General features: G+C 64.4%; 24 protein-coding genes. 11 read left to right on the top strand and 13 right to left on the bottom strand.

Features of this window, described 5'->3' with window-relative positions; genetic code table 11:
• Window positions 1-11 precede the first annotated feature (11 nt).
• From IVB27_RS19595 to IVB27_RS19615, 5 genes are all read right to left on the bottom strand, one after another.
• Complete coding sequence (locus tag IVB27_RS19595) at window positions 12-725, bottom strand: ABC transporter ATP-binding protein (RefSeq protein WP_247444963.1); 714 nt, start codon at window positions 723-725, stop codon at window positions 12-14.
• The gene (locus IVB27_RS19600; RefSeq protein ID WP_247444964.1) at window positions 722-1,477 is read right to left on the bottom strand and encodes an ABC transporter ATP-binding protein; all 756 of its coding nucleotides are present in this window, start codon (window positions 1,475-1,477) and stop codon (window positions 722-724) included. Before IVB27_RS19600 ends, IVB27_RS19595 begins: the two co-directional genes overlap by 4 nt.
• Window positions 1,478-1,479: 2 nt before the next feature.
• On the bottom strand, window positions 1,480-2,499 hold the full coding sequence (locus IVB27_RS19605; RefSeq protein WP_247444966.1) for a branched-chain amino acid ABC transporter permease: 1,020 nt from the start codon (window positions 2,497-2,499) through the stop codon (window positions 1,480-1,482).
• Window positions 2,496-3,398, bottom strand: coding sequence for a branched-chain amino acid ABC transporter permease (locus IVB27_RS19610; protein ID WP_247444967.1), 903 nt, complete (start codon window positions 3,396-3,398; stop codon window positions 2,496-2,498). Before IVB27_RS19610 ends, IVB27_RS19605 begins: the two co-directional genes overlap by 4 nt.
• Window positions 3,399-3,488: 90 nt before the next feature.
• On the bottom strand, window positions 3,489-4,748 hold the full coding sequence (locus tag IVB27_RS19615) for an ABC transporter substrate-binding protein (protein ID WP_247444968.1): 1,260 nt from the start codon (window positions 4,746-4,748) through the stop codon (window positions 3,489-3,491).
• 171 nt (window positions 4,749-4,919) lie between these two features.
• On the opposite strand from IVB27_RS19615, the gene IVB27_RS19620 reads away from it, so the two are divergent.
• Genes IVB27_RS19620 through IVB27_RS19635 form a run of 4 tightly spaced genes read left to right on the top strand, consistent with a single transcriptional unit; the run spans window position 4,920 to window position 9,621 of the window.
• Entirely contained in the window at window positions 4,920-6,413 is a 1,494-nt protein-coding gene (locus IVB27_RS19620; protein WP_247444969.1) for an AMP-binding protein, read from the top strand.
• Window positions 6,410-7,057, top strand: a complete 648-nt coding sequence (locus IVB27_RS19625; RefSeq protein ID WP_247444970.1) for a TetR/AcrR family transcriptional regulator — start codon at window positions 6,410-6,412, stop codon at window positions 7,055-7,057. Before IVB27_RS19620 ends, IVB27_RS19625 begins: the two co-directional genes overlap by 4 nt.
• Window positions 7,054-8,964: a flavin-containing monooxygenase gene (locus tag IVB27_RS19630; RefSeq protein ID WP_247444971.1), complete on the top strand. Its 1,911-nt coding sequence runs from the start codon at window positions 7,054-7,056 to the stop codon at window positions 8,962-8,964. The genes IVB27_RS19625 and IVB27_RS19630 overlap by 4 nt, the downstream gene beginning before the upstream one ends.
• Window positions 8,965-8,985: 21 nt before the next feature.
• A complete protein-coding gene (locus tag IVB27_RS19635) occupies window positions 8,986-9,621 on the top strand; it encodes a 2-hydroxychromene-2-carboxylate isomerase (RefSeq protein WP_247444972.1) in 636 nt (211 codons plus the stop codon).
• Window positions 9,622-9,630: 9 nt separating this feature from the next.
• Here IVB27_RS19635 and ald read toward each other — a convergent pair whose 3' ends face one another.
• Window positions 9,631-10,746 (bottom strand): alanine dehydrogenase, encoded by a 1,116-nt coding sequence (ald, locus tag IVB27_RS19640; protein WP_247444973.1) that lies wholly within the window; start codon window positions 10,744-10,746, stop codon window positions 9,631-9,633.
• 133 nt (window positions 10,747-10,879) lie between these two features.
• Between ald and IVB27_RS19645 the strand changes: the two genes are divergently transcribed.
• The 4 genes from IVB27_RS19645 to IVB27_RS19660 all read left to right on the top strand — a co-directional run bounded on the left by IVB27_RS19645 (window position 10,880) and on the right by IVB27_RS19660 (window position 15,211).
• On the top strand, window positions 10,880-11,359 hold the full coding sequence (locus IVB27_RS19645) for an Lrp/AsnC family transcriptional regulator (protein ID WP_247350047.1): 480 nt from the start codon (window positions 10,880-10,882) through the stop codon (window positions 11,357-11,359).
• Between the two features lie 138 nt (window positions 11,360-11,497).
• On the top strand, window positions 11,498-11,989 hold the full coding sequence (locus tag IVB27_RS19650) for a (2Fe-2S)-binding protein (RefSeq protein WP_247444974.1): 492 nt from the start codon (window positions 11,498-11,500) through the stop codon (window positions 11,987-11,989).
• Window positions 11,986-13,002, top strand: a complete 1,017-nt coding sequence (locus tag IVB27_RS19655; RefSeq protein ID WP_247444975.1) for an FAD binding domain-containing protein — start codon at window positions 11,986-11,988, stop codon at window positions 13,000-13,002. Before IVB27_RS19650 ends, IVB27_RS19655 begins: the two co-directional genes overlap by 4 nt.
• A 7-nt stretch (window positions 13,003-13,009) precedes the next feature.
• Window positions 13,010-15,211, top strand: coding sequence for a xanthine dehydrogenase family protein molybdopterin-binding subunit (locus tag IVB27_RS19660; RefSeq protein WP_247444976.1), 2,202 nt, complete (start codon window positions 13,010-13,012; stop codon window positions 15,209-15,211).
• Between the two features lie 37 nt (window positions 15,212-15,248).
• Here IVB27_RS19660 and IVB27_RS19665 read toward each other — a convergent pair whose 3' ends face one another.
• Complete coding sequence (locus IVB27_RS19665; RefSeq protein ID WP_247350040.1) at window positions 15,249-15,461, bottom strand: hypothetical protein; 213 nt, start codon at window positions 15,459-15,461, stop codon at window positions 15,249-15,251.
• A 133-nt stretch (window positions 15,462-15,594) separates the two neighbouring features.
• Window positions 15,595-16,644, bottom strand: coding sequence for a hydroxyacid dehydrogenase (locus tag IVB27_RS19670; protein ID WP_247444978.1), 1,050 nt, complete (start codon window positions 16,642-16,644; stop codon window positions 15,595-15,597).
• Between the two features lie 266 nt (window positions 16,645-16,910).
• Between IVB27_RS19670 and IVB27_RS19675 the strand changes: the two genes are divergently transcribed.
• The 3 genes from IVB27_RS19675 to IVB27_RS19685 all read left to right on the top strand — a co-directional run bounded on the left by IVB27_RS19675 (window position 16,911) and on the right by IVB27_RS19685 (window position 18,545).
• The gene (locus IVB27_RS19675) at window positions 16,911-17,477 is read left to right on the top strand and encodes a thiamine pyrophosphate-binding protein (RefSeq protein WP_247444979.1); all 567 of its coding nucleotides are present in this window, start codon (window positions 16,911-16,913) and stop codon (window positions 17,475-17,477) included.
• Window positions 17,478-17,488: 11 nt separating this feature from the next.
• A complete protein-coding gene (locus IVB27_RS19680; protein ID WP_247444980.1) occupies window positions 17,489-18,091 on the top strand; it encodes a thiamine pyrophosphate-dependent enzyme in 603 nt (200 codons plus the stop codon).
• 76 nt (window positions 18,092-18,167) lie between these two features.
• A complete protein-coding gene (locus IVB27_RS19685; RefSeq protein ID WP_247444981.1) occupies window positions 18,168-18,545 on the top strand; it encodes a VanZ family protein in 378 nt (125 codons plus the stop codon).
• Between the two features lie 42 nt (window positions 18,546-18,587).
• On the opposite strand, the gene IVB27_RS19690 is transcribed toward IVB27_RS19685, so the two are convergent.
• The 5 genes from IVB27_RS19690 to IVB27_RS19710 form a co-directional block, all read right to left on the bottom strand.
• The gene (locus IVB27_RS19690; RefSeq protein ID WP_247444982.1) at window positions 18,588-18,971 is read right to left on the bottom strand and encodes a DUF1236 domain-containing protein; all 384 of its coding nucleotides are present in this window, start codon (window positions 18,969-18,971) and stop codon (window positions 18,588-18,590) included.
• Window positions 18,972-19,085: 114 nt separating this feature from the next.
• Window positions 19,086-19,973 carry a 2-hydroxy-3-oxopropionate reductase gene (locus IVB27_RS19695; protein ID WP_247444983.1) on the bottom strand — a complete coding sequence of 296 codons (888 nt, stop codon included), beginning with the start codon at window positions 19,971-19,973 and terminating at the stop codon, window positions 19,086-19,088.
• 12 nt (window positions 19,974-19,985) lie between these two features.
• Window positions 19,986-20,771 carry a hydroxypyruvate isomerase gene (gene hyi / locus IVB27_RS19700; protein WP_247444984.1) on the bottom strand — a complete coding sequence of 262 codons (786 nt, stop codon included), beginning with the start codon at window positions 20,769-20,771 and terminating at the stop codon, window positions 19,986-19,988.
• A gap of 11 nt (window positions 20,772-20,782) precedes the next feature.
• A complete protein-coding gene (gene gcl, locus IVB27_RS19705) occupies window positions 20,783-22,573 on the bottom strand; it encodes a glyoxylate carboligase (RefSeq protein ID WP_247444985.1) in 1,791 nt (596 codons plus the stop codon).
• Between the two features lie 152 nt (window positions 22,574-22,725).
• Window positions 22,726-24,528: an adenine deaminase C-terminal domain-containing protein gene (locus IVB27_RS19710; RefSeq protein WP_247444986.1), complete on the bottom strand. Its 1,803-nt coding sequence runs from the start codon at window positions 24,526-24,528 to the stop codon at window positions 22,726-22,728.
• Window positions 24,529-24,550 lie beyond the last annotated feature (22 nt).

Genomic DNA, 24,550 nt, shown 5'->3' on the forward strand with positions numbered 1-24,550 from the left:
CGGCGCACCGGCTACAACGCCAGATAGCGGCGGCGGATCGACTCGTTGGCCTTCAGTTCGTCGATCCCGGCGGCATAGACGATCTGACCCTTGTCGATGACGGTGGCATGGCTCGCCAGCCCCAGGCAGAAATGCATGTTCTGCTCGGCGATCAGCACGGTCGAACCGATCTTACGGAGTTGCCGCAACAAGTCGCCGATCCGCTGCACGATGATCGGCGCGAGACCCTCGCTCGGCTCGTCGAGCAGCAACAGCGCTGGATTCCCCATCAGCGTGCGCGCGATGGCGAGCATCTGCTGCTCGCCGCCTGACAGGCGTCCGGCGATACGGTGGCGCAACGGCTCCAGCAGCGGGAAGACGTCGTAGATGCGCTTGATCGGCCATTCGTCCTGGCCCTCAGGCCCGCGCTTCCTGCCGATGACGAGATTGTCCTCGACCGTGTGCTCCGGGAAAATCTGGCGGTCCTCCGGTACGAAACCGAGGCCGGCGCGCGCGATATGGTGCGGCTTGCGGCCGGAGATCACCGCTCCGCGCAGGCTGATTTGGCCCCGTCGCGGCGGCGCCAAACCCATGATCGCCTTCATGGTCGTGGATTTGCCCGCGCCGTTGCGCCCGAGCAGCGCCATGGTCTCGCCCTGCCGCACCGACAGTCCGACGCCGAACAGGATCTGGCTGGTGCCGTAGTAGACGTCGAGATCGGCGACTTCGATGACGGCAGCACTCATGCGGCGGCTCCCGCATGCTCGGTACCTAGATAGGCCTCGATCACCGCGCTGTTGTTGCGGATCTCGTCGGGCGTGCCGGTCGCGAGGATGCGGCCGTAGCAGAGCACTACGATCTTCGGTGCAATCTTGAATACGATGTCCATGTCGTGCTCGATGAAGACGACGGTGATCTTTTGCGTTTCCCAGAGCTCGCGCACCTTGTCGATCATGCGCCAGCGCTCCTCCGGGCCCATGCCGGCGGTCGGCTCGTCCAGCAGCAGCACCTTCGGTTCGAGCACCAGGGCGAGTGCGATGTCGAGCAGCTTCTGGTCGCCATGCGACAGCGTCGCCGCCGTGCGATTGCGTTTGCCGGCGAGGCCCAGCAGCTCCATCACATGCTCGGCACGGTCGCGGGTCTCGGGCAACGGAAAACGCTTGTGCAGCACCGCTGACGATCGCTGGTCGGCGCTGACGGCGGCGAGCATGGTTTCCTGCACGGACAGCGATTTGAAGATGTTTGCGACCTGAAACGCGCGGCCGATGCCGTGGCGGACGATCGCCGGCGGCGAGCGGCCGGCGAGATCGACGCCGTCGAGGAGCACCTGGCCGGAATCCGGCCTCAGCGCGCCGGTGATCAAATTGAAGAAGGTGCTCTTGCCCGCACCGTTCGGCCCGATCACGGCTGTGAGCGAGCCGTCGGGGAAGTCGAGCGAGACGTCGTTGGTCGCCTTCACGCCGCCAAAGGACTTTGCGAGATTGCGGATCTCGAGCATGGCTAGCGCCCTTCGCCCGTATTGCGCCGGTGCGAAAACCATTCGGCGACGAAATCGAGCAAGCCTTTGCGCAAGCCCAGCGCGAAGAACAGGATGACGACGCCCAGCACGATGCCGTGGTACTCGGTGAAGCGCGTTACGGTATCGTTGAGCAGCAGCAATAGCACTGTGCCGACCATCGGTCCGAGGAAGGTCGAGACGCCGCCGAGCATGTTGATGAAGATGCCCTCGCCCGAGATGGTCCAATAGGCAAATTCGGGATAGGCGCCGGAGACGAACAGCGCCATCACCATGCCGCCCATCGCCGCGAACAGCGCCGCGAGCACGAAGACGGTGAGTTTTGCGCGCCAGACGTCGATGCCGAGAAAGCTCGCGCGCGCGGCGTTGTCGCGGATCATGCGTAGCGTGTAGCCGAATGGCGATTGCGCGATCTGGCGCATTGCGAGCAGGCCGAGGATGAGAAGCGCACAGCTCGCGACATAGAGATGGACGTGGTTGGCGAGATTGATGCCGAGGAATGCGGGACGCGGAATGCCACCGCGCAGGCCCTGGTCGCCGCCGGTGAAGGAGGCCCAGGACAGGATGGTCGAGTGGATCAGCATCTGGAACGCCAGCGTAACGAAGGCGAAATAGATATCCTTCAGCCGCACGCAGATCGCACCGATGACGGCGGCGATCACCGCGGTGATCGCGAGCGTCGCGACGAAGGCGACCGGAATGGGCACGCCGAGCTTCTGCATGATGAGGCCAAAACTGTAGGCCCCTAAGCCGAAGAACATGCCGTGGCCGAACGAGGTCAGGCCGGTATAGCCGACCAGCAGGTTGAGCGAGGTCGCGAACAGGCCGTAGGCGGAGCAGCGAATGACGAAATCGAGCAGCGCCTTGCTGCCGGTGAACAGCGGCAGGCTCGCCAGCACCGCGAAGGCGATCAGCGCGATCAGGACATCGCGATAGCGTTGCAGCACCGCGCCGTTGCGCGCCGGCACTAGCGTCCGCGCGCGCCCGGCCTCCAGCTCGGTCATGCCGCCTCCTTGCCGAACAGGCCGGTGGGCTTGGAAACCAGCACGATCACCATGAACAGATACATCAGGCCTTCCGTGAACAGGGGAAAGCCGAGCGAGCCGAACGAGCGGATCAGGCCGAGCAGCAGCGCACCGACCAGCGCGCCCAGAATCGAGCCCATGCCGCCGATCACGGTGACGATGAAGGATTCGATCAGCACCGAGAATCCCATGCCGGGCGTGAGCGATCGCACCGGCGCGGCGAGCGCGCCGGCAAGGCCGGCAAGCCCGCCGCCGAGCGCGAACACGCCGCCATAGATCAGGCCGGTATTGATGCCGAGCGCGGAGACCATGCCGGGATTATGCGCGGCGGCACGGATCACCTTGCCGATGCGGCTGCGCGAGAGCCCAATCCCGAGCACGATCGCCGCGACCAGCGCCACGCCGATCAGCAGCAGATAATAAGGCGGCACCACGCCACCTGCGATGAACAGCGGCATCACCTGGAACGCCGCGGGCATGCCCATCGACTTGAATTCCGGCCCCCAGATCAACCGCACCACATCGTCGAAGATCAGGACGAAGGCGTAGCAGACCAGCAGCTGCATCAGCACGTCGGCGCCGTAGACGCGACTCATGAAGACGCGCTCGAAGATCAAGCCAAGAACCGCGGTGCCGGCTGCACCGGCAATCATCGCGAGCGCGAAGCTGCCGGTGAACTGATAGGCGGCCATCGCGAAATAGGCGCCGAACATGTAGAAGGCGCCGTGGCTGAAATTGACGATCTTGAGCACGCCAAAAATCAGCGTCAGTCCGACCGCGACCAGGAACAGCAGCATGCCGATGATGAGGCCGCTGGTGGTTTGCGTCACCAGGCAGGCGGAGCTGGAGAAGCAGCCGGCGAGCGCGTCGAGATCCACGGGAGCACTTTCATTGCGGCGCGCCTGATACGGCGCGGAGAACCAAACGAAACAGGCGGAGACGGTCACCCATCTCCGCCGCGTCTGAGGTCAGGTGTAGCCCTTGCTCTTCTTCCACTCGGCTTCGAGTTCGAAGATGGTCTTCCAGTCGCCGGCCTTGACCTCGGGGACATAGGGCTCCTGCGGGATCGTGGTGCCCCAGCCGATGGCGTAGCCGATCAGCGTGTGGTCGTCGCCGCGCATGGTCACGGTGCCGTCGGCGCCGAATGGGCACTTGATGGTGAGACCCTTCAAGACTTCCGCGATCTTCTTGCCGTCGGTCGAGTTGGCCTTCTTCGCCGCTTCGCTAAGGAACATCACCGCGGTCGCGTTCTGCCATGACCAGTTGGTCGGATATTCGTTGTACTTGGCCTTGTAGGCATCGCCCCAGGCGGCGTTTTCCGGCGTGCTCGGGAACGACTTGATGTAGCGATTGCCGGAGTGGATGCCTTTCGGCAGGTTCTTCACGACGGTGAGCGCGGTGTAGTCGGCCATGTTGACCGCGAACACCTCCATCTGGCCGAACATCGCGTAGATGTTGGCCTGGTCGATATAGGAGGTGAGATCGCCGCCCCATAGACAAGAGTACAGCGCCTGCGGCTTGGCCTGCAAAATCTTGGTCACCACTTCGGTGTAGTCGGGCTGGAACAGCTTTGGCCAGGACTCGCTGATGATTTCGACGTCGGGCGCGAAGCGCTTCAGGTACAGAGTGAACTCGCCGGTGGTGTCGCGGCCATAGGCATAGTCGGGCGAGCAGGTCGCCCATTTCTTCAGGCCCTTGGCCTTGGAGATCGACGCGGCGTAGCTGCCGCCGACGATGGAATCGTGGATGCCCTGGCGCACGCAGCGGAACGCGTTCGGGATGTGCTGCTTCGGATCGGCCGTCAGCGACGACGCTTCTGAGCAGGTGTGGACGCAGAGCACGCCGAGATCGCGCGCCACTTCGTGGACCGCGAACGATCCGGACGAGGCCTCGCCGTCGATCAGCCATTCGCAGCCGTCGGTGTTGACGAGTTCGCGCGCGACGCGTGCAGCTTCCTGCGGCTGGCCCTTGGAGTCGCGGATCACCATCTCGATCTGCCGGCCGGCGAGCCCGCCGGCTGCGTTGACCTTATCGACCTCGAGCATCACCGCGTTGCGCGACGACGTGCCGAGCTGCGCGACCCGGCCCGACAGGATCGTCGGCATGCCGATCTTGATGGTCTTGGCTTGCGCACGCGCCACCCACGGCGCGGCAACACTGATCGCACCGGCGCCCATCAGCGCCAATGTTGAACGGCGGCTGATGCCCGGCGTGCGGGTTCTCGTCATCTTTTCCCTCCCTCTGTCGGGTCGGCGTGTCCTGATCCCTGCCGGAGATCGTCTCGTCTCCGTGTGTCGAAGGATTTCAGAGGGAGGGGGTGACGTCAAGCCAACGATGAATTATGAGTCAGAATTCATCAAAGAGGAAACGGCGCCGGAAATCGGCCCAAAATCCGCGCAATGATCAACCTGTCGAGCTTCATCGCCTTTCATGCCCGGCGCACGCCGGACCGGCCTGCGCTGAAATATCGCGGCGAGGAGATTTCCTACGCGATCTTCGACGCGCGCGTCCGGAAGGCCGCTGGCTGGCTCGCCGCACAAGGCATCGGCGCCGGCGATATCGTGGCCGTGCTGATGAAGAACAGCGCGGCATTCCTGGAATTGGTCTTCGCCACCAGCCATCTCGGCGCAGTGTTTTTGCCGATCAACTTCCGCCTCTCGCGCGACGAGGTCGGCTACATCGCCGGCAATGCAGGCGCGCGGCTGCTGATTGCCGACGAAGAGCTGGCTGCGAACGCAGCCGGTGCAACCTTAGTCGTACTCGACGACGCCGCGCAGCAGAGCGTGATGCGCCTCGCGAGCGAAGCGCCGCCCGCCCCGATGCACGTCCGCTATCCGTCAGATCTGATGCGGCTGATGTACACCTCGGGCACCACCGACCGTCCCAAGGGCGTGATGATCAGTTACGACAATTTCTACTGGAAGTCCGCCGACCAGACGATCGCGCTGTCCTTGAGCGCGGAGACGCGACTTCTGATCGTCGGCCCGCTCTATCACGTCGGCGCGCTCGATTTGCCCGGCATCGCCGTGCTCTGGCATGGCGGCTTCATCATGATTGAACGCAACTTCGAGCCGGAAAGCGCGCTTGCCGCGATCGCGGAGGACAAGCTCAACGCCGCCTGGTTCGCGCCTGTGATGACCACTGCGATGCTCACCTGCCCCACCCGTGAGCGCTACGATGTGTCGAGCCTGAAATGGGCGATCGGCGGCGGCGAGAAGACGCCGGAGCTGCGCATCCGCGCTTTCGCGGAGTTCTTCCGCCATGCGCGCTACATCGATGCCTATGGCCTGACCGAAACCGTGGGCGGCGACACCTTTATGGACGCAGGCCGGGAAATCGAGAAGATCGGCTCCACCGGGCGCGCCATTGCTCACGTCGAGATCGAGATCCGCGATGAGGATGGCAGGACGCTGCCGCCGAACGTGAACGGCGAGATCTGCCTGCGCGGACCGAAGATCACGCGCGGCTATTGGAAGGATCCGGAGAAGACGGCCTCCGCCTTCTTCGGCGACTGGTTCCGCAGCGGCGACGTCGGCTATCTCGACGACGACGGCTTCCTGTATTTGACCGACCGCAAGAAGGACATGATCATCTCCGGCGGCGAGAACATCGCCTCCTCCGAGGTCGAGCGCGTCATCTACGATTTGCCTGAGGTGCGCGAGGTCGCGGTGATCGGCCTGCGCGATGCACGCTGGGGCGAGCGGCCGGTCGCCATCGTTGTGCTGGCTGATGGCGCGAGCCTCGAACTCCTCGCCCTCACCGAGCACTGCCGCACGCGGCTGGCGAGCTTCAAGGTGCCGAAACAGCTCATCATCCGCGGCAGCCTGCCCCGCAACCCGTCCGGAAAGATTCTCAAGCGCGTGCTGCGCGCCGAACTGGAGACCGTGGCATGACGCAAGGCCCCGCCAACGAGAAAGTCACAAAACTCAACCGCGTCGAGCGCAACGCCTGGACCAAGCAGAAGATATTCGAGGCCGCCACAAAGGTCGTCGGCAAGCATGGCTATGCCGAGGCCTCCGTGGCCCGCATCACCGAGCAGGCCGGCGTCGCGCAAGGCACCTTCTACAATCATTTCGAGAACCGTCAGGAGCTGCTCGACCAGCTGCTGCCCAAGATCGGCCTCGACATGGTCGAGTTCATCCGCGCCCGCACCGGCACGGCGGATGCGGCACGGCAGGAGATCGAGCGCTTCTCAGCATTCTTCGACTTCATCCGCGAAGTGCCGGAATTTTTGCGCATCCTCAACGAGGCCGAGTTCTTCGCACCTCCCGGTTACCAGAAGCATCTCGACAACATCTCGGTCGCCTATGTCCGCATTTTGCGTCGCGCGCGACGCTCAGGCGCCATCGAGAATTACAGCGACGAGGAGTTCGAGGCCATCGTCCACATGCTGATGGGCTCGCGTGGCTATCTCAGCCGGCGCTACTCCTATTCCGCCGATGGCGTCACCGCCGTACCCGAGCACGTCATCTCCGCCTATCGCAAGCTTATGACGCGCGGCCTCTTCATTGCATCCGGAGATCAGGACACGCCATGAACATCGAATCTCCGCACAAGGCGCTCGACCTCACCTCGACGATTGAAGAAGGCGACGTCCGCTGCCTGCTGATGGTGCTCGTGCATATGATCGGCGACGAGCGCTGGCTGGAGCCGCCCTATCTGCCCAAGCGCGACATCCGCCTCATCCCCGATCCCGAGGCCGGCGTGCCCAGAGAAGTCCAGGACGAAATCCGCGCCGCGGTCGTCAAGCTCTTTGCCGATGGCCCACCCAAGCCTGTCATCACCGATCCCGGCGATGAACTGCTGCTCAAGATGATGCGCGCCTGTCTCGGCGAGAATGTCTCGCCGGAATATGCACCCCTGATGCGCGAGGAGATGGGTTTTGTGCCGCGCGAGGCGCGATGGGCCAAGCGCCCTTCAGACGAAAAACTCGCCGAGCAGCATGTGCTGATCGTCGGTGCCGGCGTCTGTGCCATCGCGCTCGGCGTAGCGCTCGGCCATCTCGGCATACCCTACACCATCGTCGAGAAGAACGAGGAGCTCGGCGGCACCTGGTGGATCAATCGCTATCCCGGCTGCGGTGTCGACACGCCGAACCACTCCTATTCCTACTCCTTCGGCTCGGGCAATGCATGGACCCGCTACTTCTGCCAGCGCGAGGAGCTGCACGGATATCTGCTCAAGGTCGCCGACGAATACGGCATCCGCAAGCATCTGCGCGTCAGCACCGAGCTGACGTCGTCGCGCTGGGACGAAGGCAAGCGGCGCTGGATCTCGACCCTCAGGACTGAGAATGGCGTCGAAACCTTCGAATCCACTGCGCTGGTGAGCGCGATCGGCCAGCTCAACGATCCCTCGCGCGCCCGTTTCGAGGGCGAGGAAGACTTCAAGGGAACGGTCCTGCATTCGGCGCTGTGGTCCAGCGACACCAACGTCGACGGCAAGCATGTCGCCGTGATCGGCACCGGCGCGACATCGATGCAACTGGTGCCGGCGATTGCCGGCCGCGTTGCCTCGGTCACCGTCTACCAGCGCAGCGCGCAATGGGCACGGCCTGTGAAGGGCTATGCCGATCCGATCAGCGAAGGCGCGCGCTGGCTGCTCGCGCATCTGCCGTGCTATGTGCAATGGTACCGCTTCAACATGTTCTGGCGTTACGGCGACGGTCTGCTGCCGTTCCTGCGCAAGGACCCGGCCTGGCCGCATCCTGAGCGCGCCGTCAACAAGGGCAACGACCGGCACCGCCAGGAGCTGACCGACTTCATCCTCACCGAGCTGAAGGGCCGCCCCGATCTGATCGAGAAGTGCGTGCCGACCTATCCGCCCTATGGCAAGCGCATCCTACTCGACAACAACTGGTTCAAGACGCTGATGCTGGATAATGTCCAGCTCGTCACCGACGCGATCGATCATTTCGACCAGGGCGGCATCGTCACCGCGGACGGCAAGCATCGCCCCGCCGACGTCATCGTGGTCGCGACCGGCTTCAAGGTCACGGAAATGGCCGCGCGCCTCAACATCAGCGGCCGCAACGGCAAGGATTTGCGCGAGGCCTGGGGCAACGACAATCCGACCGCATTTCTCGGCCTCACCGTGCCCGATTTCCCAAATTTCTTCTGCATGCTGGGCCCGAATTCCGGCCCCGCGCATGGCGGCAGCGTCATCTTCCAGTCGGAATGTCAGAGCCGCTACATCTCCGCCTGCCTCGCCGACATGATCGAGCACGACGTCGCAGCGATCGACGTCCGCAAGGATGTGCTGGACAACTACGTCCGGAAGGTGGATGCCGAGCACGAAGCGATGATCTGGACTCATCCGGGCATGAGCACCTACTATCGCAATTCGAGCGGCCGCGTGTTTTCCGCGATGCCCTGGCGCTTCGTCGACTACTGGCGCATGACGCATGATCCTGATCTGCGGCAGTACAGACTGACGAAGGCGTGAGCTTAAGGGAGGGAGTTGGCCATGCCGAAGCCACGCGTGCGCGTCTACACCGACTACAAGAGCCCCTACGCGTTCGTCGCCAACAAGCGCCTGTTCGAGATCGAGGAGACGCACGGCGTCGAGCTGGAATGGCTGCCCTACACGCTACGCGTCGCCGAATTCATGGGGACGGTCGAAGAGCGCACGCCGCATTTCTGGCGCAAGGTGCGCTACGCCTATATGGACGCGCGGCGCTATGCCAATGCGCAAGGGCTTGTCATGAAAGGGCCCCGACGGATTTACGACGCCTTCCATTCCAGCGTCGGCATGCTGTTCGCACAGGCGCACGGCTTCTTCCGTCCGTATCACGACACGGTGTTTCGCCGCTTCTGGAGCCATGAACTCGAAATCGATGACCTCGCCGCAATCACCGACGTCATCACATCGTGCGGCGGCTCGGCGAGCGAATTCGAAGCCTACGTCCACGGCTCCGCGCGCGCCGAGCATGACCGCATCATCGACGAGGCCGAGGCGCTCGGCGTGTTTGGCGTTCCGACCATGGTGTTCAACGGCGAGCTGTTTTGGGGCGGCGACCGGATCGACATGCTGATCGAACGCATCGAGAAGCCCGAGACGATCGACGCCGCGCTCGGCAGCCGCCATCGCAAGCCGGCATGAGCAGCAACGCTACGCCGCCAGTCCGCTCTCCACCGGAGCAAACTCCAGCCCGAGGCTTTCCGCCACGGCCTTGTTGGTGATGCGGCCGCGATGCACATTCAGCCCGTTGCGCAGATGTGGATTTTCCAGCACCGCGGCAAAGCCCTTGTTCGCAAGCATCAAGCCGAACGGTAGCGTCGCGTTGTTCAGCGCGTGGCTTGACGTCACCGGCACCGCGCCGGGCATGTTGGCGACGCAATAATGCACGATGCCGTCGACCAAATAAGTTGGTTCTGCATGTGTCGTCGGGTGCGAGGTCTCGAAGCAGCCACCCTGATCGATCGCGACGTCGACCAGCACGGCGCCCGGCCGCATTGACGTCAGCATCGCACGCGTGACGAGCTTTGGTGCGCTGGCGCCCGGCAGCAGCACCGCGCCGATCACTACGTCGGCGGCGAACACCTCCTCCTCGACCGACTCGATGGTCGAGAACCGGGTGCGCACGCGGCCGGCAAAGAGATCGTCAAGTTCGCGCAACCGTGGAATCGAGCGGTCGATCACCGTGACCTCGGCACCGAGCCCTGCGGCCATGCGCGCAGCCTGCGTTCCCACCACCCCGCCGCCGAGCACGACGACCCTTGCCGGCTGCACGCCGGGAACACCGCCCAGCAGCAGCCCGCGGCCGCCGGCCGAGCTTTTGAGCGCGGCGCCGGCAGCCTCTATGGCAAGGCGGCCGGCGACTTCGCTCATCGGCGCAAGCAGGGGGAGGTGACCGGCCGCGTCGGTGACGGTTTCATAGGCGATCGCAGTACAGCCGGAGGCGAGCAAACCTTTGGCTTGTTCGGGATCCGGCGCGAGATGGAGGTAAGCAAACAGGATCTGGCTTTCGCGAAGCTGGGCCCATTCGCTCTTCTGCGGCTCCTTCACCTTCACGATCATGTCGGAGTTGGCGAAGATGTCGCGAGCGCTCTCGGCAATGATGGCCCCTGCCCGCCGATAAACCTCGTCGGAGGCGCCGATGCCGCCGCCCGCGCCGGTCTCGACCGTCACCTGGTGCCCGGCGGCGATATATTCGCGGACCACGCCCGGGGTGAGCCCGACGCGATATTCCTGCACCTTGATCTCCTTGGGCACACCGACACGCATCCTGGGCTCCTTTTGATTCACCTCCTGATCGTAGCGACGGGGCCGGTTTGGTTTCGTGCAAATATCCGCTAGCTTTGGCTTCCCCGCGCCGGTTTCCGGCGCGCAAACGCCCTTTCACGCTGGAAACGAAACCTTGGCCCTCGACCGGAAAGATCTCGCCATCCTCGCGGAACTCACCACCAATGCGCGGGCCAGCCACACCGAGCTCGCCAACAAGGTCGGCATGTCCAGCACCGCGCTGGCACGGCGGCAGAAGGCGCTGGAGGACGACGGCTACATCCAGGCCTATCAGGCCGCGCTCGACCTCGCGCAATTCGGCCTCACCACCACGGTGCTGGTTCGTATCGCGCTGGAAAGCCAGAGCGACGAGGCGTTGAAGGCGTTCGAGGCGGAGGTGGTGAAATGCCCCTCCGTGGTGCGGTGCTTCCTGATGTCGGGGACCGACGACTACATCCTGATCGTGCTCGCCCGCGACATCCAGGATTTCGAACGTATCCACCGCACCGAGTTGTCGCGCCTGCCGCGCGTAGCACGGGTACAATCGAGCTTTGCGCTCCGCGAGGTCGTCAACCGCGCGGTGCCGAATGTGGTGTTCGGGGAAGCAAAGCGCTGACTGCGGCCTCTCGGAAAGGCGAACTGCCGCCAAGGAACCAACCGGCCGGTGGTCCGTTGGGCGCTATTGGCCGGCGGAGGCGTGCCCCGCGTCAACTCGGCTGACGTCCGGCATCGTCGCCGTCGCAGGGAGCAGGACATGGGCGATCTCACGCATCAGATTCCCGAACGCATTCCGATCCATCTTGTCGTCAACGGCGTCAGTCACACGCTTGATCTCGTGCCCTGGACCACCTTGCTGGACGCCTTGCGGGACCATCTTGCGTTGAGCGGCACCAAGAAGGGGTGCGACCATGGTCAGTGCGGCGCCTGCACGGTGCTGGTGGGCGGCCGGCGCGTCAATTCCTGCCTCACGCTCGCCGTCATGAATGACGGCGCGGAGATCACGACGGTCGAAGGTCTTGCCAAGGACGGTACGCTGCATCCCCTGCAACAGGCTTTCATCGACCATGACGCCTTCCAGTGCGGCTATTGCACGCCGGGACAGATCTGTTCGGCGGCCGGACTGCTCGTCGAAGGCCGTGCCCGGGATGCCGACGAGATCCGGGAGCTGATGAGCGGAAACCTCTGCCGCTGCGGCGCCTATCCGAACATCCTCGCCGCCATCCAACAGGCAATGGGCCAGCCATGAACAACTTCCAGTATGCCCGAGCCACGGACGTTACCGACGCGATCCGCCTGCTCACCGCCGATCCCGGCGCCAAACTGATTGCCGGCGGCACCAATCTGATCGACCTGATGAAAGAGAATGTCGAGCGCCCCTCCCGGCTGATCGACATTTCCCGCCTGCCGCTCCGCAAGGTCGAGGAGACGGCGGACGGATCCTTGCGCATTGGCGCCCTGGTGCCGAACTCGGACCTCGCCTACCACCCGCTGATCGAGCAGCGCTATCCTCTGCTCGCCAGCGCCATCCTGGCCGGTGCCTCGGCGCAACTGCGCAACATGGCGTCGGTCGGAGGCAATCTGATGCAGCGAACGCGCTGTGCTTATTTCTATGACACGGCGACGCCCTGCAACAAGCGACGTCCCAGCAGCGGCTGCTCGGCAATGGACGGCCTCAACCGCAACCATGCGATCCTGGGTACGAGCGCCGCCTGCATCGCGACCAACCCGTCCGACATGAGCGTGGCGCTGGCTGCGCTTGGGGCGCTGGTGCACATCGCAGGCCGCTCCGGCGAGCGCACCATCGCGCTGACCGATTTCCACCGGCTTCCCGGCGACACGCCTCATGTCGATACCAATCTCGGCACCAGCGAGATCATCACGGCGATCGAGATCCCGGCCTGCGGCTTTGCTCAAAACTACAGCTATCTCAAAGTTCGCGATCGGATGTCCTATGCTTTTGCTCTGGTCTCGGTCGCCGCCGCGCTCGAACTGGAAGGCAACGCGATCAGCGGGGCACGGATGGCGCTCGGCGGCGTGGCTCACAAGCCCTGGCGCAGCCTCGAAGCCGAAGCGGCGTTGCGCGGCCAGGCCGCGACGCCCGATCATTTCTCGCGCGCCGCGGATCTCTTGCTCCAGGGAGCTACGACCCGCTCACATAACGGCTTCAAGGTCGAGCTCGCGCGCCGCGCCATCGTGCGGACGCTGACGCAGGCGGCGAATGCCACGCCGCAATCCCAGGCCCACAAGAAGATCGCGTGAGGGACCGATGAACACCTATATCGGAACGCCAACGTCGCGTGTCGACGGCCGGGCCAAAGTCACCGGGGCCGCCAAATACGCCGGCGAATTCCCGGCCGACGGACTCCTCCATGGCTTCGTCGTCGAGGCCACCATTCCATGCGGGCGCATTGCCCGCCTCGACACCAGTGCGGCGCTGCAGGTCAAGGGCGTGCTCGACGTACTTACGCATGCGAACCGTCCGCCGCTCGCCGACAAGGACGAGGCGTGGAAGGACGAGGTTGCACCGGAGGGTTCGCCTTTCCGTCCACTCTACGACGACACGGTCAAGTTCAACGGCCAGCCGATCGCGTTGGTCGTGGCGGAGGACTGGGAAACCGCGAAATTCGCGGCCACACTCGTGCGGGTCGAGTATGAGCCGCGCGGCTTTGCGACCGACCTCGAAGGCGAGCGCAGCAAGGCTGCCGAGATGGACAAGCCGCATAAGCCTCGCGGCGACGCCGCAGCAACTCTTGCCAAAGCAGGCGTGCGCCACGAGGCGGAATACGTGATACCGACCGAGCATCACAACCCGATGGAGCTCTATGCGACCACGGCGATCTGGGACAGCAATGGCAAGCTCACGATCTACGACAAGACGCAGGGCGTTCAAAACGTCCACAAATTTCTCTGCGGCGTGTTCGACAAGAAGCCGGATGACATTCGCGTGGCCTCGCCTTACGTCGGCGGCGCCTTCGGCTCCGGCTTGCGGCCGCAATACCAGGTGGTGCTGGCAACGCTTGGCGCGCTCGCGCTGAAGCGGTCCGTTCGCGTCGTGCTGACGCGGCAGCAGATGTACGGGCTCGGCTACCGGCCGATGACGATCGAGCGCGTCGGGCTCGGCGCAAAATCCGACGGTACGCTCGACGCAGTCACGCACGAGGCGATTGCCGTCACCTCCCGCTACGAGGATTTCGCACGCAACGACGCCGGCTGGGCCGAACAGCTCTACAGCAGCCCGAACAGCCGTTTCTCCCACAAGCTCGTCCACCTTGACGTCTCCACCCCCTGCGACATGCGCGCACCGGGCGCGGCGTCGGGCGTCTGCGCCCTCGAATGCGCCATGGACGAGCTCTCCGTCGCGCTCAAGCTCGACCCGATCGAACTGCGGCTGAAGTGCTATTCGGATCGCGACCAGAGCGAAAACCTCCCCTACACCAGCAAGCAGTTGCGCGAATGCTACGCGCGCGGCGCGGACGCGTTCGGCTGGAGCAGACGCAATCCTGCGCCGCGCTCGATGCGCGATGGCAAAGAGCTGGTCGGCTGGGGCATGGCGACGGGCGTGTGGGAAGCGTTGCAGGTGCCGGTCGCGGTGCGCATCGTGCTGACGTCGAACGGACATGCCGAAGTGTCCTGCGCCGCATCCGACATCGGCACCGGTACCTACACCATCGTGGCGCAGGTCGCGGCCGATGCGCTCGGCCTGCCGATCGAGAACATCAGCGTCCGGCTTGCCGATTCCACTCTGCCGCAGGCGCCGGTCGAGGGCGGCTCCTGGATGGCCGCATCGAGCGCGCATGCGGTGCTCGCAGCCGCTGAAGAGGTGCGCAAGGAGCTGTTGCGCTTGGCCGGGAAAATGCCTGGCTCGCCGCTCGCCGGCGCCGAGTTGGCCGATACGGTGCTGACCGACGGCAGCATTGCCAGGGCCAGCGACAACCGCCGCGCGGTCTCGATCGCCGACGCGATGCGCCATGGCGGCGTCGAACGTATCGAGAAGGAAAAGCTCAACCAGTTCGGTGAGGACAAGAAGCACGCGCGCAATACCCATTCGGCCGTCTTTGCCGAGGTCAAGGTGGACGAATTGCTTGGCGTCATCCGCGTCACGCGGGTCGTGAGCGCAATCGCGGCCGGGCGGATTCTCAACACTAAGACCGGCCGCAGCCAGATCATGGGCGGCGTGGTCTGGGGGATCGGGATGGCCCTGCACGAGGAGACGGTGATGGACCACCGCTTCGGCCGGATCATGAACGCGAACATCGCCGAGTACCACATCCCGGTGAATGCGGATGTTCACGACATCGACGTGATCTTCGTCGACGAGCCGGACGCGCACATCAACGCGCTCGGCATCAAGGGACTGGGCGAGATCGGCATCGTCGGCGTCCCCGCCGCGATCGCGAACGCCGTCTATCACGCCACCGGCAAACGCATCCGCCGCTTCCCGATTACATTGGACAAAGTGCTCGACTGAGACGTTGCAGCGGTGGCTCGGAGCCGGCCGCTAGACCTCACGACGGAAAGTCAGCCGGCCTGACCTGGATGCGGTCGGCATGCAGCGACCAGTGGTGCAAGGCCTGGTCCTTGCAAAACCTCGCCTTCGCCCGCTCCCTGGCCTCGTTCTCGTCGGTGGCGTCGATCTCGAGCGAGCCCTGGCACACCTCGATCTGCCGGCCGTACTGGCCGAGCACGTCCTTCATGAATCTGACGACATAAGTTGACATGGGACCTCCTGCTGCCATGGCCAGCCCCGGCGACACTCTAATACCATTTAGCCTGAATGAGGGAGGGAGAATTTGACGCGCATCAAGGCCGGTAGGCGGTTCCACGCTGCCCCGGAATGGCAAGCTCCTAGCCCTACCCCGGCGTTACCCCGAACGCCTGCTTGAAGCGCTCGGCATAGCGCGGCCAAACCTCGGGATTGATGATGCGCGGCGGGCGTTTGCCGTCGAGCGTGTCCAGCACCTGCTCGGCGGCGATGCGGCCCATGTTCTGGCGCGCCTCGATCGTGACGCCTGCGGTATGCGGGCTCGCCAGCACGTTGTCGAACTGCAGCAGCGGATGCTCCGGCGGCGGCGGCTCCTTGGACCAGACGTCGAGGCCGGCACCCGCGATGCGCTTGTCGCGCAACGCCTGGAGCAGCGCGTCCTCGTCGTGAATGAAGCCCCGGGCCGTGGTGACAAAATACGCATGCGGCTGCATCAGCGCGAACTCGCGCACGCTGATCATGTTGCGGCTGCCCTTGTTGAGGGGACAGGAGATCGCGACGAAATCGGCGCGGCGCAGCAGCTCGTCGAGTTCGACCTTCTCCCCGCCTCGCTCGGACATCACCTCGGCCGTGAGATACGGATCATAGGCCAGCACCTTCATGCCGAGCAGGCCCTTGCACAGCGCGGCGATGCGGCGGCCGACATTGCCGAGCCCGACGATGCCGACGGTCTTGTGCTCGACCTCGTTGCCGACGAGTTCGTTGCGATTGACGTTGGCCTCCCTGCGAAGCTTGCGGTCGGACTGGATGATACGCTTGGACAGCGTCAGCATCATCGCCAGCGCATGCTCGGCGACCGAATGCGCGTTGCCGCCGGACTGGTTGACGACGAGCACGCCCGCATCGGTGCACGCTTCGGCGTCGACAGGATCGAAGCCCGCGCCGTTGCTGGAAACGAGCAGGAGGTTCGGCGTACGCTTCAGGAAGGCGGCGTCAACATGGAAATGCGGCGCGAGTTCATCGCGAGCAGCCCCGATCTGGTAGACATGGGCCGCGCTCAGGATCGGCGCGTAGAAATCCGCGGGGCTTTCGTTCTCGATGCGATCGAGCCGGACGTCGGGCCGCGCCTTCAGGATGTCGATATAAATCGGATTGGCCAGATATTTGACGTAGAAGACACGCTTGCTGTTGACGGACATCAGGACCCTTCCGGCTCTCTCCAGGAGATCCGCAGGGCCAGCGCAGCGCGCGCTCCTGTCATGCGTTCCTCCGTTCTCTTGTTATTGCCGCTTATGACACGTCGGTACCGGTCGCGGCAGGCCGTCTGGCGCAGATCACGGTGCAGCCCGGACATGTTGACAATCCCGCCCGCCGCGTCAAGTTCGGAGGACCGCCGCGACGGCCAAGACGACGCCTCAGGCAATGGCCAAGACCAAGAAGCATGCGCGGCTGAAGGGAGAACGCAATGGCGATTGCGGAGCAACATACCTCGTCTGAGGCGGCGCAGACCTCCAGTGACAAGAGCTGGCACGGCATCGTCCTGCAAACCCTGAAGCAGAACGAGATCAGCCTCATCCCTTACGTGCCCGACCGCGTGCTGACGCCGCTGATCAGGAACCTGCACGCCGATCCCTTCTTCACCACCTTTGCCACCGCCCGTGAGGAGGAAGCCGTCGGCATCGTCTCGGGCGCATGGATGGGCGGACGGCGGGCTGCGGTGCTGATGCAGACCTCCGGCTTTGCCACGCTCGCCAACGTGCTGGCCTCGCTCGCGGTGCCCTACCAGATCCCGCTGATCATGTTCGTGTCCGAGCGCGGCACGCTCGGCGAGTTCAACTACGGCCAGTCGCTGGTCTGCCGCACCATGCGTCCGGTCCTGGATTCGCTGGCGCTCGAGCATCACACCATCACCCGGCTCGACGAGCTCGAATTCATCACCGACCGTTCGATCAAGCAGGCCGTCACGACGCAGGCGCCCGTGGCGCTGATCCTCAACCCGCTGCTCACGGGCGGCAAGACTTTCGACAAGTGAGGCCGGCCCAAATGAATACAGACGCGCGCAACACCAAAGTGATGAACCGCTTCGACGTCACCTCGCGCCTGATCGCGAAACTCAAGCACGAGGAAGCCGTGATCGGTGGCATCGGCAACACCAATTTCGATCTCTGGGCCGCCGGCCACCGTCCGCAGAATTTCTACATGCTCGGCAGCATGGGGCTTGCCTTTCCGATCGCGCTGGGCGTGGCGCTGGCGCAGCCGGACCGGCGCGTCTTTGCGCTCGAAGGCGACGGCTCGCTGCTGATGCAGCTTGGCGCGCTCTCGACGATTGCGGCGCTGAAGCCTGAGAACCTCATCATGATCGTGATGGACAACGGCATCTACCAGATCACCGGCGCGCAGCCGACACCCGCCGCGAACGTGGCTGACATCGTCGCCATCGCCGCCGGCTCGGGGCTTGCCAACAGCGCCTGGGCCGCGGACGAAGAAGATTTCGAGCGGCTGGTCGAGGAAGCCATGTCGGCCTCCGGGCCGAGCCTGATCGCCGTCCGCATCGACGACAAGCCGGGCGTCGGCGCCACCCGACGCGATCCCGTGCAGATCCGGGAACGCTTCATGCACGGCCTTGGCGTGCGCGAGGCACTTTAACTTTTTGTCATTAACTACACGGCGATCTGATCCCCGCCTCACTGCAGGCGCGGCAAATCCGTGCTAAGCGGTGCGTATGTCCATGTTCATCCGCTTTTTTGCCTGGCTGCTCGCAGCCGCCGTCACTTTCGCAACGCTCGGCCCGCCCGGCCTGCGGCCCCGCTCCGACCTCGGCCAGGACGGCGAGCATGCCCTCGCCTTTATTCTGGTCGGATTAGCCTTCGGCCTGGCTTACCGGAACCGTCGCTGGGCCGTGGCTGCTGTGGCGGTAATTCTGATCGGCGTGCTCGAACTGATGCAATTCTGGGCGCCGGGTCGGCATGCGCGGCTGGAGGATTTTTTGGTCGATGCCGGCACGGCCTGCATCGGGTTTGCGTTCGCGACCGCCGTCGATTGGGTCATGACACGCTTCCGCGCAAATTCGGCCCTGACGAGCGAAGGCCCCGCGGAGTGACGCTCCGCAGGGCCCAACTGTTCAAGCCTAGGCTCTGATCGATCAGTCGATGATCTTGACGACGCGGCGTGTGCGCGGCTCGACGATCACGCGGCGATCATTGACGACTGCATAGCGATACTCGGTGTAGTTCGGAACGGGGCGCAGCACAACGGTCGGCGGCAGCGGCTCGCCGACAACGACGCGATCCTCGACGACGACGGAATCACCACGCGGGATTCCGCCCAGGATCGCATTCGGAATTTCCAGACCGGCGCCGACCGCTGCACCGACGGTGCCGCCCACCATTGCGCCAACCGGGCCGCCGATGTCGCCGCCCGCACGCGCACCGTTCGCGGCGCCCTCGGAGGTCGTCGATTGAGCAAAGGCTGCACTCGACGCCAGCAGCGACGCGGCAGCCAACGAAATCGCAAGACGGGTTTTCATGTCCAAATGTCTCCTGTGATTGTTGTGCGCCTTCAACCCGCGGGGCCGGATCATTGTTCCGGTTCCCCGTGGCGAAAGACGCGCCAAATCTGGAGACAGTTACCGCGTAACAGTTCAGGCTGCGGCGATCTCGTGACCCGCCATCAGTTCCAGCGCCCGCACCATCGCCGAGTGATCCCAGCCCTTGCCACCATGCGCGGTGCAGGACGAGAACAATTGCTGCGCCACCGCCGTGCTCGGCAACGACAGGCCGAGCGCGCGAGCGCCTTCGAGCGCCAGGTTGAGATCCTTCTGGTGCAGCTCGATGCGGAAACCGGGATCGAAATTGCGCTTTACCATGCGCTCGCCATGCACTTCGAGGATCCGCGACGAGGCAAAGCCGCCCATCAGGGCCTGCCGCACCAGTGCCGGATCGGCGCCGGCTTTCGACGCGAACAGCAGCGCTTCGCTCACCGCCTCGATCGTCAACGCGACGATGATCTGGTTGGCGACCTTCGTTGTCTGGCCGTCGCCATTGGCGCCGACCCGGGTGACGTTCTTTCCCATGCGGTCGAAGATCGGCTTCATGGTGCTGAAGGCACGCTCGGGCCCGCCGACCATGATGGTGAGGCTTGCCGCCTTGGCACCGACCTCCCCGCCCGAAACCGGTGCGTCGAGATAATCCGCGCCGAGTGCCTCGATCTTCTTTGCGAACTCCTTGGTCGCCAGCGGCGAGATCGAGCTCATGTCGACCACGATCTTGCCCTTGGAGATGCCGCTCGCGACGCCGTCCGTGCCGAACAGCACGGCTTCCACATGCGGCGTATCGGGCACCATGATGATGACGGCATCCGCCTCCTCTGCGATCTCCTTGCTCGACTTGCAGGCAACGCCGCCCGCCGCGATCAGCTCCGGCGCGACAGGCGCGACGTCATGCAGGAGAACGCGATGTCCTGCGGCCAGAAGATGGCCGGCCATCGGTCGTCCCATGGTGCCGAGTCCGATGAAGCCGATGTCGATCATGTCCAAATATCCTCAGGTCTCGAATGTCTGCGCCGCGTGCCAGGACAGGCCTTCCAGCGTCGTGGTGCGCGGCTTGTACTCACAGCCGACCCAGCCGCGATAACCGATCGCGTCGAGATGGCGGAACAGGAAGGGATAGTTGATCTCGCCGGTGCCCGGTTCGTGGCGGCCGGGATTGTCGGCGAGCTGGATGTGGGCGATTTGGGGGAGATATTCCTGCATGGTACGGGCGAGGTCACCCTCCATGATCTGCATGTGATAGATGTCGTACTGGACGAACAGGTTGTTCGACCGCACCTCCGAGATGAGCTGCACGGCCTGCTCGGTGCCGTTGAGGAAGAAGCCGGGAATGTCGAGCGTGTTGATCGGCTCGACCAGCAGCTTGATGTTCTCCCGCGCCAGCGTCGAGGCCGCGAAGCGCAAATTCCCGACCAGCGTCTCGTTCAGCTCGCGCGGATCGGCGTCCACTGGCGCGATGCCGACGAGGCAGTTGAGCTGCTCGCAATCGAGCGCCTTGGCATAGTCGATGGCGCGAAACACGCCGTCGCGGAATTCGGCGACGCGATCGGCCAGGATCGCGATGCCGCGCTCGCCTGCGGCCCAGTTGCCGGCCGGCAGATTGTGCAGCACCTGCGTCAGCCCATGGCTGTCGAGCTGCTCGCGCAAAAGCGCCTTGTCGAAATCATAGGGAAAAAGATATTCGACCCCGGAGAAGCCCGCCGCTTTCGCCGCAGCGAAGCGGTCCACGAACGGCATCTCGTTGAAGAGCATGGTGAGGTTGGCGGCGAATTTCGGCATGATGCTGTTCCCTATTCCGCCGGCTGCAGCACGCCGGGCCGCGCGCTCGCGACCTCGTCGAGCGGCAGATCCAGCACCTCCTCGAACTCGACGATGTTGTCGATCTCCGTGCCCATCGCGATGTTGGTGACGCGTTCGAGGATGAACTCGACCATCACGGGCACGCGGTACTTCGCCATCCATTCGCGCGCTGTGGCGAACGCGGCCTGCGCGTCCTTGGGATCGGTGACGCGGATCGCCTTGCAACCGAGGCCTTCGGCGACCGCGACGTGATCGACGCCGTAGCCACCGAGTTCGGGCGCGTTGATGTTATCGAAGGAGAGCTGGACGTGATAGTCCATGTCGAAGCCACGCTGGGCCTGGCGGATCAGCCCGAGATAGGAATTGTTCACGACGACGTGGATGTAGGGCAGATTGAACTGCGCGCCGACTGCGAGCTCCTCGATCAGGAACTGGAAATCGTAATCGCCGGAGAGCGCGACGATGTCCCGATCCGGACACGCCGCGCGCACCCCGAGGGCGGCGGGCAGCGTCCATCCGAGCGGCCCCGCCTGCCCGGCATTGATCCAGTTACGCGGCTTGTAAACGCCGAGGAACTGCGCGCCGGCGATTTGCGACAGGCCGATCACCGAGACGTAGCAAGTGTCACGGCCAAACGCCTTGGTCATCTCCTCGTAGACGCGCTGGGGCTTGATCGGGACGTTGTCGAAATGGCTCTTGCGCAGCATCGTCTTCTTGCGATCGCGGCAGGCCGCGGGCCACGCCTGGCGCTCGCGCAACCTGCCTGACCGGCGCCACTCCCCGGCGACGGTGACGAACAGTTCGAGCGCGGCCTTCGCGTCCGAGACGATGCCGAGATCGGGATTAAACACGCGCCCGATCTGGGTCGGCTCGATGTCGACGTGCACGAAGGTGCGGCCCTTGGTGTAGGTTTCGACCGAGCCGGTGTGACGGTTGGCCCAGCGGTTGCCGATACCGAGCACGAAATCGGATTCGAGCATCGTGGCGTTGCCGTAACGATGGCTGGTCTGAAGACCGACCATGCCGGCCATCAGCACGTGGTCGTCGGGGATGGCGCCCCACCCCATCAACGTCGGCACCACCGGAACATTCGCGATCTCGGCAAACTCGACCAGCAGGTCCGAGGCGTCCGCATTGATGACGCCACCGCCCGCCACGATCAGCGGCCGCTCGGCGGCGTTGAGCATCTCCAGCGCCTTCTCGACCTGCTTGCGCGTCGCGGTGGGCTTGTAGACCGGCAGTGGCTCGTAGGTCTCGTCGTCGAACTCGATCTCGGCGAGTTGCACGTCGAGCGGCATGTCGATCAGCACCGGCCCCGGGCGGCCGGAGCGCATCACGTGAAAAGCCTGGCTGAACACGCGTGGCACCAGCCCGGGCTCGCGCACGGTCACCGCCCATTTGGTCACGGGCTTTGCGATCGACTCGATGTCGACGGCCTGGAAATCTTCCTTGTAGAGCCGCGCCCGTGGCGCCTGACCGGTGATGCAGAGGATCGGGATGGAATCGGCGATCGCCGAATAAAGCCCGGTGATCATGTCGGTGCCCGCCGGCCCAGAGGTTCCGATGCAGACGCCGATGTTGCCGGCCTTGGCCCGCGTGTAGCCCTCGGCCATGTGCGAGGCACCCTCGACATGCCGCGCCAGGATATGGCGGATCGAACTGCGCTTCTTCAGCGCCGAGTAGAGCGGATTGATCGCGGCCCCGGGAACGCCGAAGGCAGTCGAGATGCCTTCCTTCTCCAGAATTCGCACGGCAGCATCGATGGCTCGCATTTTCGCCATATCGGACCTCGCTTGGTTGCATTGGCTGAGCGAGATCATCGGGCGCGCAGGATACGATCTCAACGAGATCGATTTTATTTTCCACGATGCGGCAGCCGCGGAAAAAAACGCGGCGGTCTCAATCGGTTAGGTCGAGAAACGCGTGAAAGCGCTCACTCGAACAGCGGCGCCAGCTCCATCTGCGGCACCAGCACGAGACCCTTGTCGGTGATGCGAATTTCCGGAATGACCGATAGCGGAATCAAATTGAAGCCCATGTAGGGGATGGTGCAGCCGGCCTCCGCCCATTCCTTCTTCAGAGCCTTGATCTCCTCGGCCACCTCCGTGACGCGCTTGTCGGACAAGAGACCGGCGATTGGCAGCGGCACCAGCGCCCTCACCTTGCCGTTGGCGACGACACAGACGGCGCCCTGCTGCGCCTTGATCGCCGCGATCGCCACCTGCATATCGGCCTCGTTGGTTCCGGCAACGATGATGTTGTGGCTGTCGTGCCCGACGCTGGAGGCGACCGCGCCGCGCTTCAGGCCAAAATCCTTCAGCAGGCCATAGGCGACGTTGCCGGCCGATTTGCCATGGCGCTCGACCACTGTGACGAAGCACAGGCCGTAGCGCGCAAACAGCGACGGCCAGTCTTTTGCGGGCTCGATCGCGATCTTCTCGTGGATCAGCGTGATGCCGGGTAGTGCGGTCTTGATCGCGTTGACCGTGCAGGCCTTTGACGGCAGCTCCGGCGTCAGCTCGAGCTTTTCCGGCAGCTTGACGGTGACGTAGGCCGCCTTCGGATATTGATAGCGCTGCGACAGCGCCTGATCGAGCTTCGGCGTGATCTTACGGTGCTCGACCACGAGTTCGCCGCCGTACCAGGTGCATTGCGGCCTGAGATTGTCGTCCATCAGCACCAGATCGGCACGGCGGCCGCCGCCGAGCCCGCCGATATCGCCATCCATGCCAAAGCGCGTCGCGCCATGCAGCGACCCCATCGACCAGGCCTGCTCGGGCGACATTCCCGCCTTCACCGCCTCCCGCACCACCCAGTCGAGGCCGAACAGCAGCAGATCATCGGCGTCGCGGTCATCGGTGCACACGGCGGTGCGCTTGTGCGAGGCGCCGAGCTCGGTGATGGTGCGGATCGCCTGCGGCAGCGAGTGCCATGGCGTGGTCGGCGGGCCGCCGCGCAAAAACACCCAGACGCCGGCATTGAGCAAATCGTCGGCGATGTCGCGGTCGATCGCCTCATGGGTGTCGGTGACGCCGGATGCCGCATAGGCCGCGACGAATTCGCGGCCATAGACATGGCCCGACACCGGTCGCCCGCGCTTCAGGGCGGCGGCGAGGATGGCGTGGCTGCGTTCATCGCCCATGGTGACAGGCACAAAATCCATCTTCTCGCCGAGCCCGACTGCTTCCGGCCAGCGGTCGAACAGGCCGGCGATCTTGTCCGGCGTGAGGTCGCCGCCCGCAGTCTCCAGTGCGGCCGAGGTGGCCGGTACCGTGCTCGGCACCGTCAGGAAAATCGAAAGCGGGGCTTCGCGCGCGTCCTCCAACATGGCTTCAACGCCGGCGACGTCCATGACGTTGCCGATCTCGTGGCTGTCGCAGAAGATCGTGGTGGTGCCGTTGAGCAGTGCCGCCTCGGCATAGGCGCAGGCCGTCACCATCGAGGATTCGATGTGGATGTGCGGATCGACCAGGCCGGGCGCGATGATGCCGCCGGCGGCGTCGTACAGCGGCACGTTGCCGAAGAATCGCTTCGCAGCACCCGCCGGCTTCACCGCCGCAATGCGCCCCCCGGTAATCCAGACCTCGCGGTTCGCGTGGATGCGCTCGGAATAGGTCGAGAGCACCCGCGCACCTGATATGACGAGATCGGGCGCGACGCGCGCGGAGGCGACATCGGCCAGACGCCGCGTCATCGCGTGCAGCGGTGCGACGGCAAAGCGGGTGAGTTTTGTCATGAGCGCTCTCGCGGGATGTTAC

This window comes from Bradyrhizobium sp. 197, assembly GCF_023073375.1.
GTDB lineage: Bacteria > Pseudomonadota > Alphaproteobacteria > Rhizobiales > Xanthobacteraceae > Bradyrhizobium.

What these genes read in the sequence shown, in the direction of transcription:
- IVB27_RS19595 (WP_247444963.1), bottom strand. Translation starts at nt 725, where the DNA reads ATGAGTGCTGCCGTCATCGAAGTCGCCGATCTCGACGTCTACTACGGC.
- IVB27_RS19600 (WP_247444964.1), bottom strand. Translation starts at nt 1,477, where the DNA reads ATGCTCGAGATCCGCAATCTCGCAAAGTCCTTTGGCGGCGTGAAGGCG.
- IVB27_RS19680 (WP_247444980.1), top strand. Translation starts at nt 17,489, where the DNA reads ATGAATACAGACGCGCGCAACACCAAAGTGATGAACCGCTTCGACGTC.
- IVB27_RS19695 (WP_247444983.1), bottom strand. Translation starts at nt 19,973, where the DNA reads ATGATCGACATCGGCTTCATCGGACTCGGCACCATGGGACGACCGATG.
- IVB27_RS19665 (WP_247350040.1), bottom strand. Translation starts at nt 15,461, where the DNA reads ATGTCAACTTATGTCGTCAGATTCATGAAGGACGTGCTCGGCCAGTAC.
- IVB27_RS19620 (WP_247444969.1), top strand. Translation starts at nt 4,920, where the DNA reads ATGATCAACCTGTCGAGCTTCATCGCCTTTCATGCCCGGCGCACGCCG.
- IVB27_RS19655 (WP_247444975.1), top strand. Translation starts at nt 11,986, where the DNA reads ATGAACAACTTCCAGTATGCCCGAGCCACGGACGTTACCGACGCGATC.
- IVB27_RS19690 (WP_247444982.1), bottom strand. Translation starts at nt 18,971, where the DNA reads ATGAAAACCCGTCTTGCGATTTCGTTGGCTGCCGCGTCGCTGCTGGCG.
- IVB27_RS19630 (WP_247444971.1), top strand. Translation starts at nt 7,054, where the DNA reads ATGAACATCGAATCTCCGCACAAGGCGCTCGACCTCACCTCGACGATT.
- IVB27_RS19615 (WP_247444968.1), bottom strand. Translation starts at nt 4,748, where the DNA reads ATGACGAGAACCCGCACGCCGGGCATCAGCCGCCGTTCAACATTGGCG.
- hyi (WP_247444984.1), bottom strand. Translation starts at nt 20,771, where the DNA reads ATGCCGAAATTCGCCGCCAACCTCACCATGCTCTTCAACGAGATGCCG.
- gcl (WP_247444985.1), bottom strand. Translation starts at nt 22,573, where the DNA reads ATGGCGAAAATGCGAGCCATCGATGCTGCCGTGCGAATTCTGGAGAAG.
- IVB27_RS19710 (WP_247444986.1), bottom strand. Translation starts at nt 24,528, where the DNA reads ATGACAAAACTCACCCGCTTTGCCGTCGCACCGCTGCACGCGATGACG.
- IVB27_RS19635 (WP_247444972.1), top strand. Translation starts at nt 8,986, where the DNA reads ATGCCGAAGCCACGCGTGCGCGTCTACACCGACTACAAGAGCCCCTAC.
- IVB27_RS19675 (WP_247444979.1), top strand. Translation starts at nt 16,911, where the DNA reads ATGGCGATTGCGGAGCAACATACCTCGTCTGAGGCGGCGCAGACCTCC.
- IVB27_RS19625 (WP_247444970.1), top strand. Translation starts at nt 6,410, where the DNA reads ATGACGCAAGGCCCCGCCAACGAGAAAGTCACAAAACTCAACCGCGTC.
- IVB27_RS19650 (WP_247444974.1), top strand. Translation starts at nt 11,498, where the DNA reads ATGGGCGATCTCACGCATCAGATTCCCGAACGCATTCCGATCCATCTT.
- IVB27_RS19670 (WP_247444978.1), bottom strand. Translation starts at nt 16,644, where the DNA reads ATGTCCGTCAACAGCAAGCGTGTCTTCTACGTCAAATATCTGGCCAAT.
- ald (WP_247444973.1), bottom strand. Translation starts at nt 10,746, where the DNA reads ATGCGTGTCGGTGTGCCCAAGGAGATCAAGGTGCAGGAATATCGCGTC.
- IVB27_RS19605 (WP_247444966.1), bottom strand. Translation starts at nt 2,499, where the DNA reads ATGACCGAGCTGGAGGCCGGGCGCGCGCGGACGCTAGTGCCGGCGCGC.
- IVB27_RS19685 (WP_247444981.1), top strand. Translation starts at nt 18,168, where the DNA reads ATGTCCATGTTCATCCGCTTTTTTGCCTGGCTGCTCGCAGCCGCCGTC.
- IVB27_RS19660 (WP_247444976.1), top strand. Translation starts at nt 13,010, where the DNA reads ATGAACACCTATATCGGAACGCCAACGTCGCGTGTCGACGGCCGGGCC.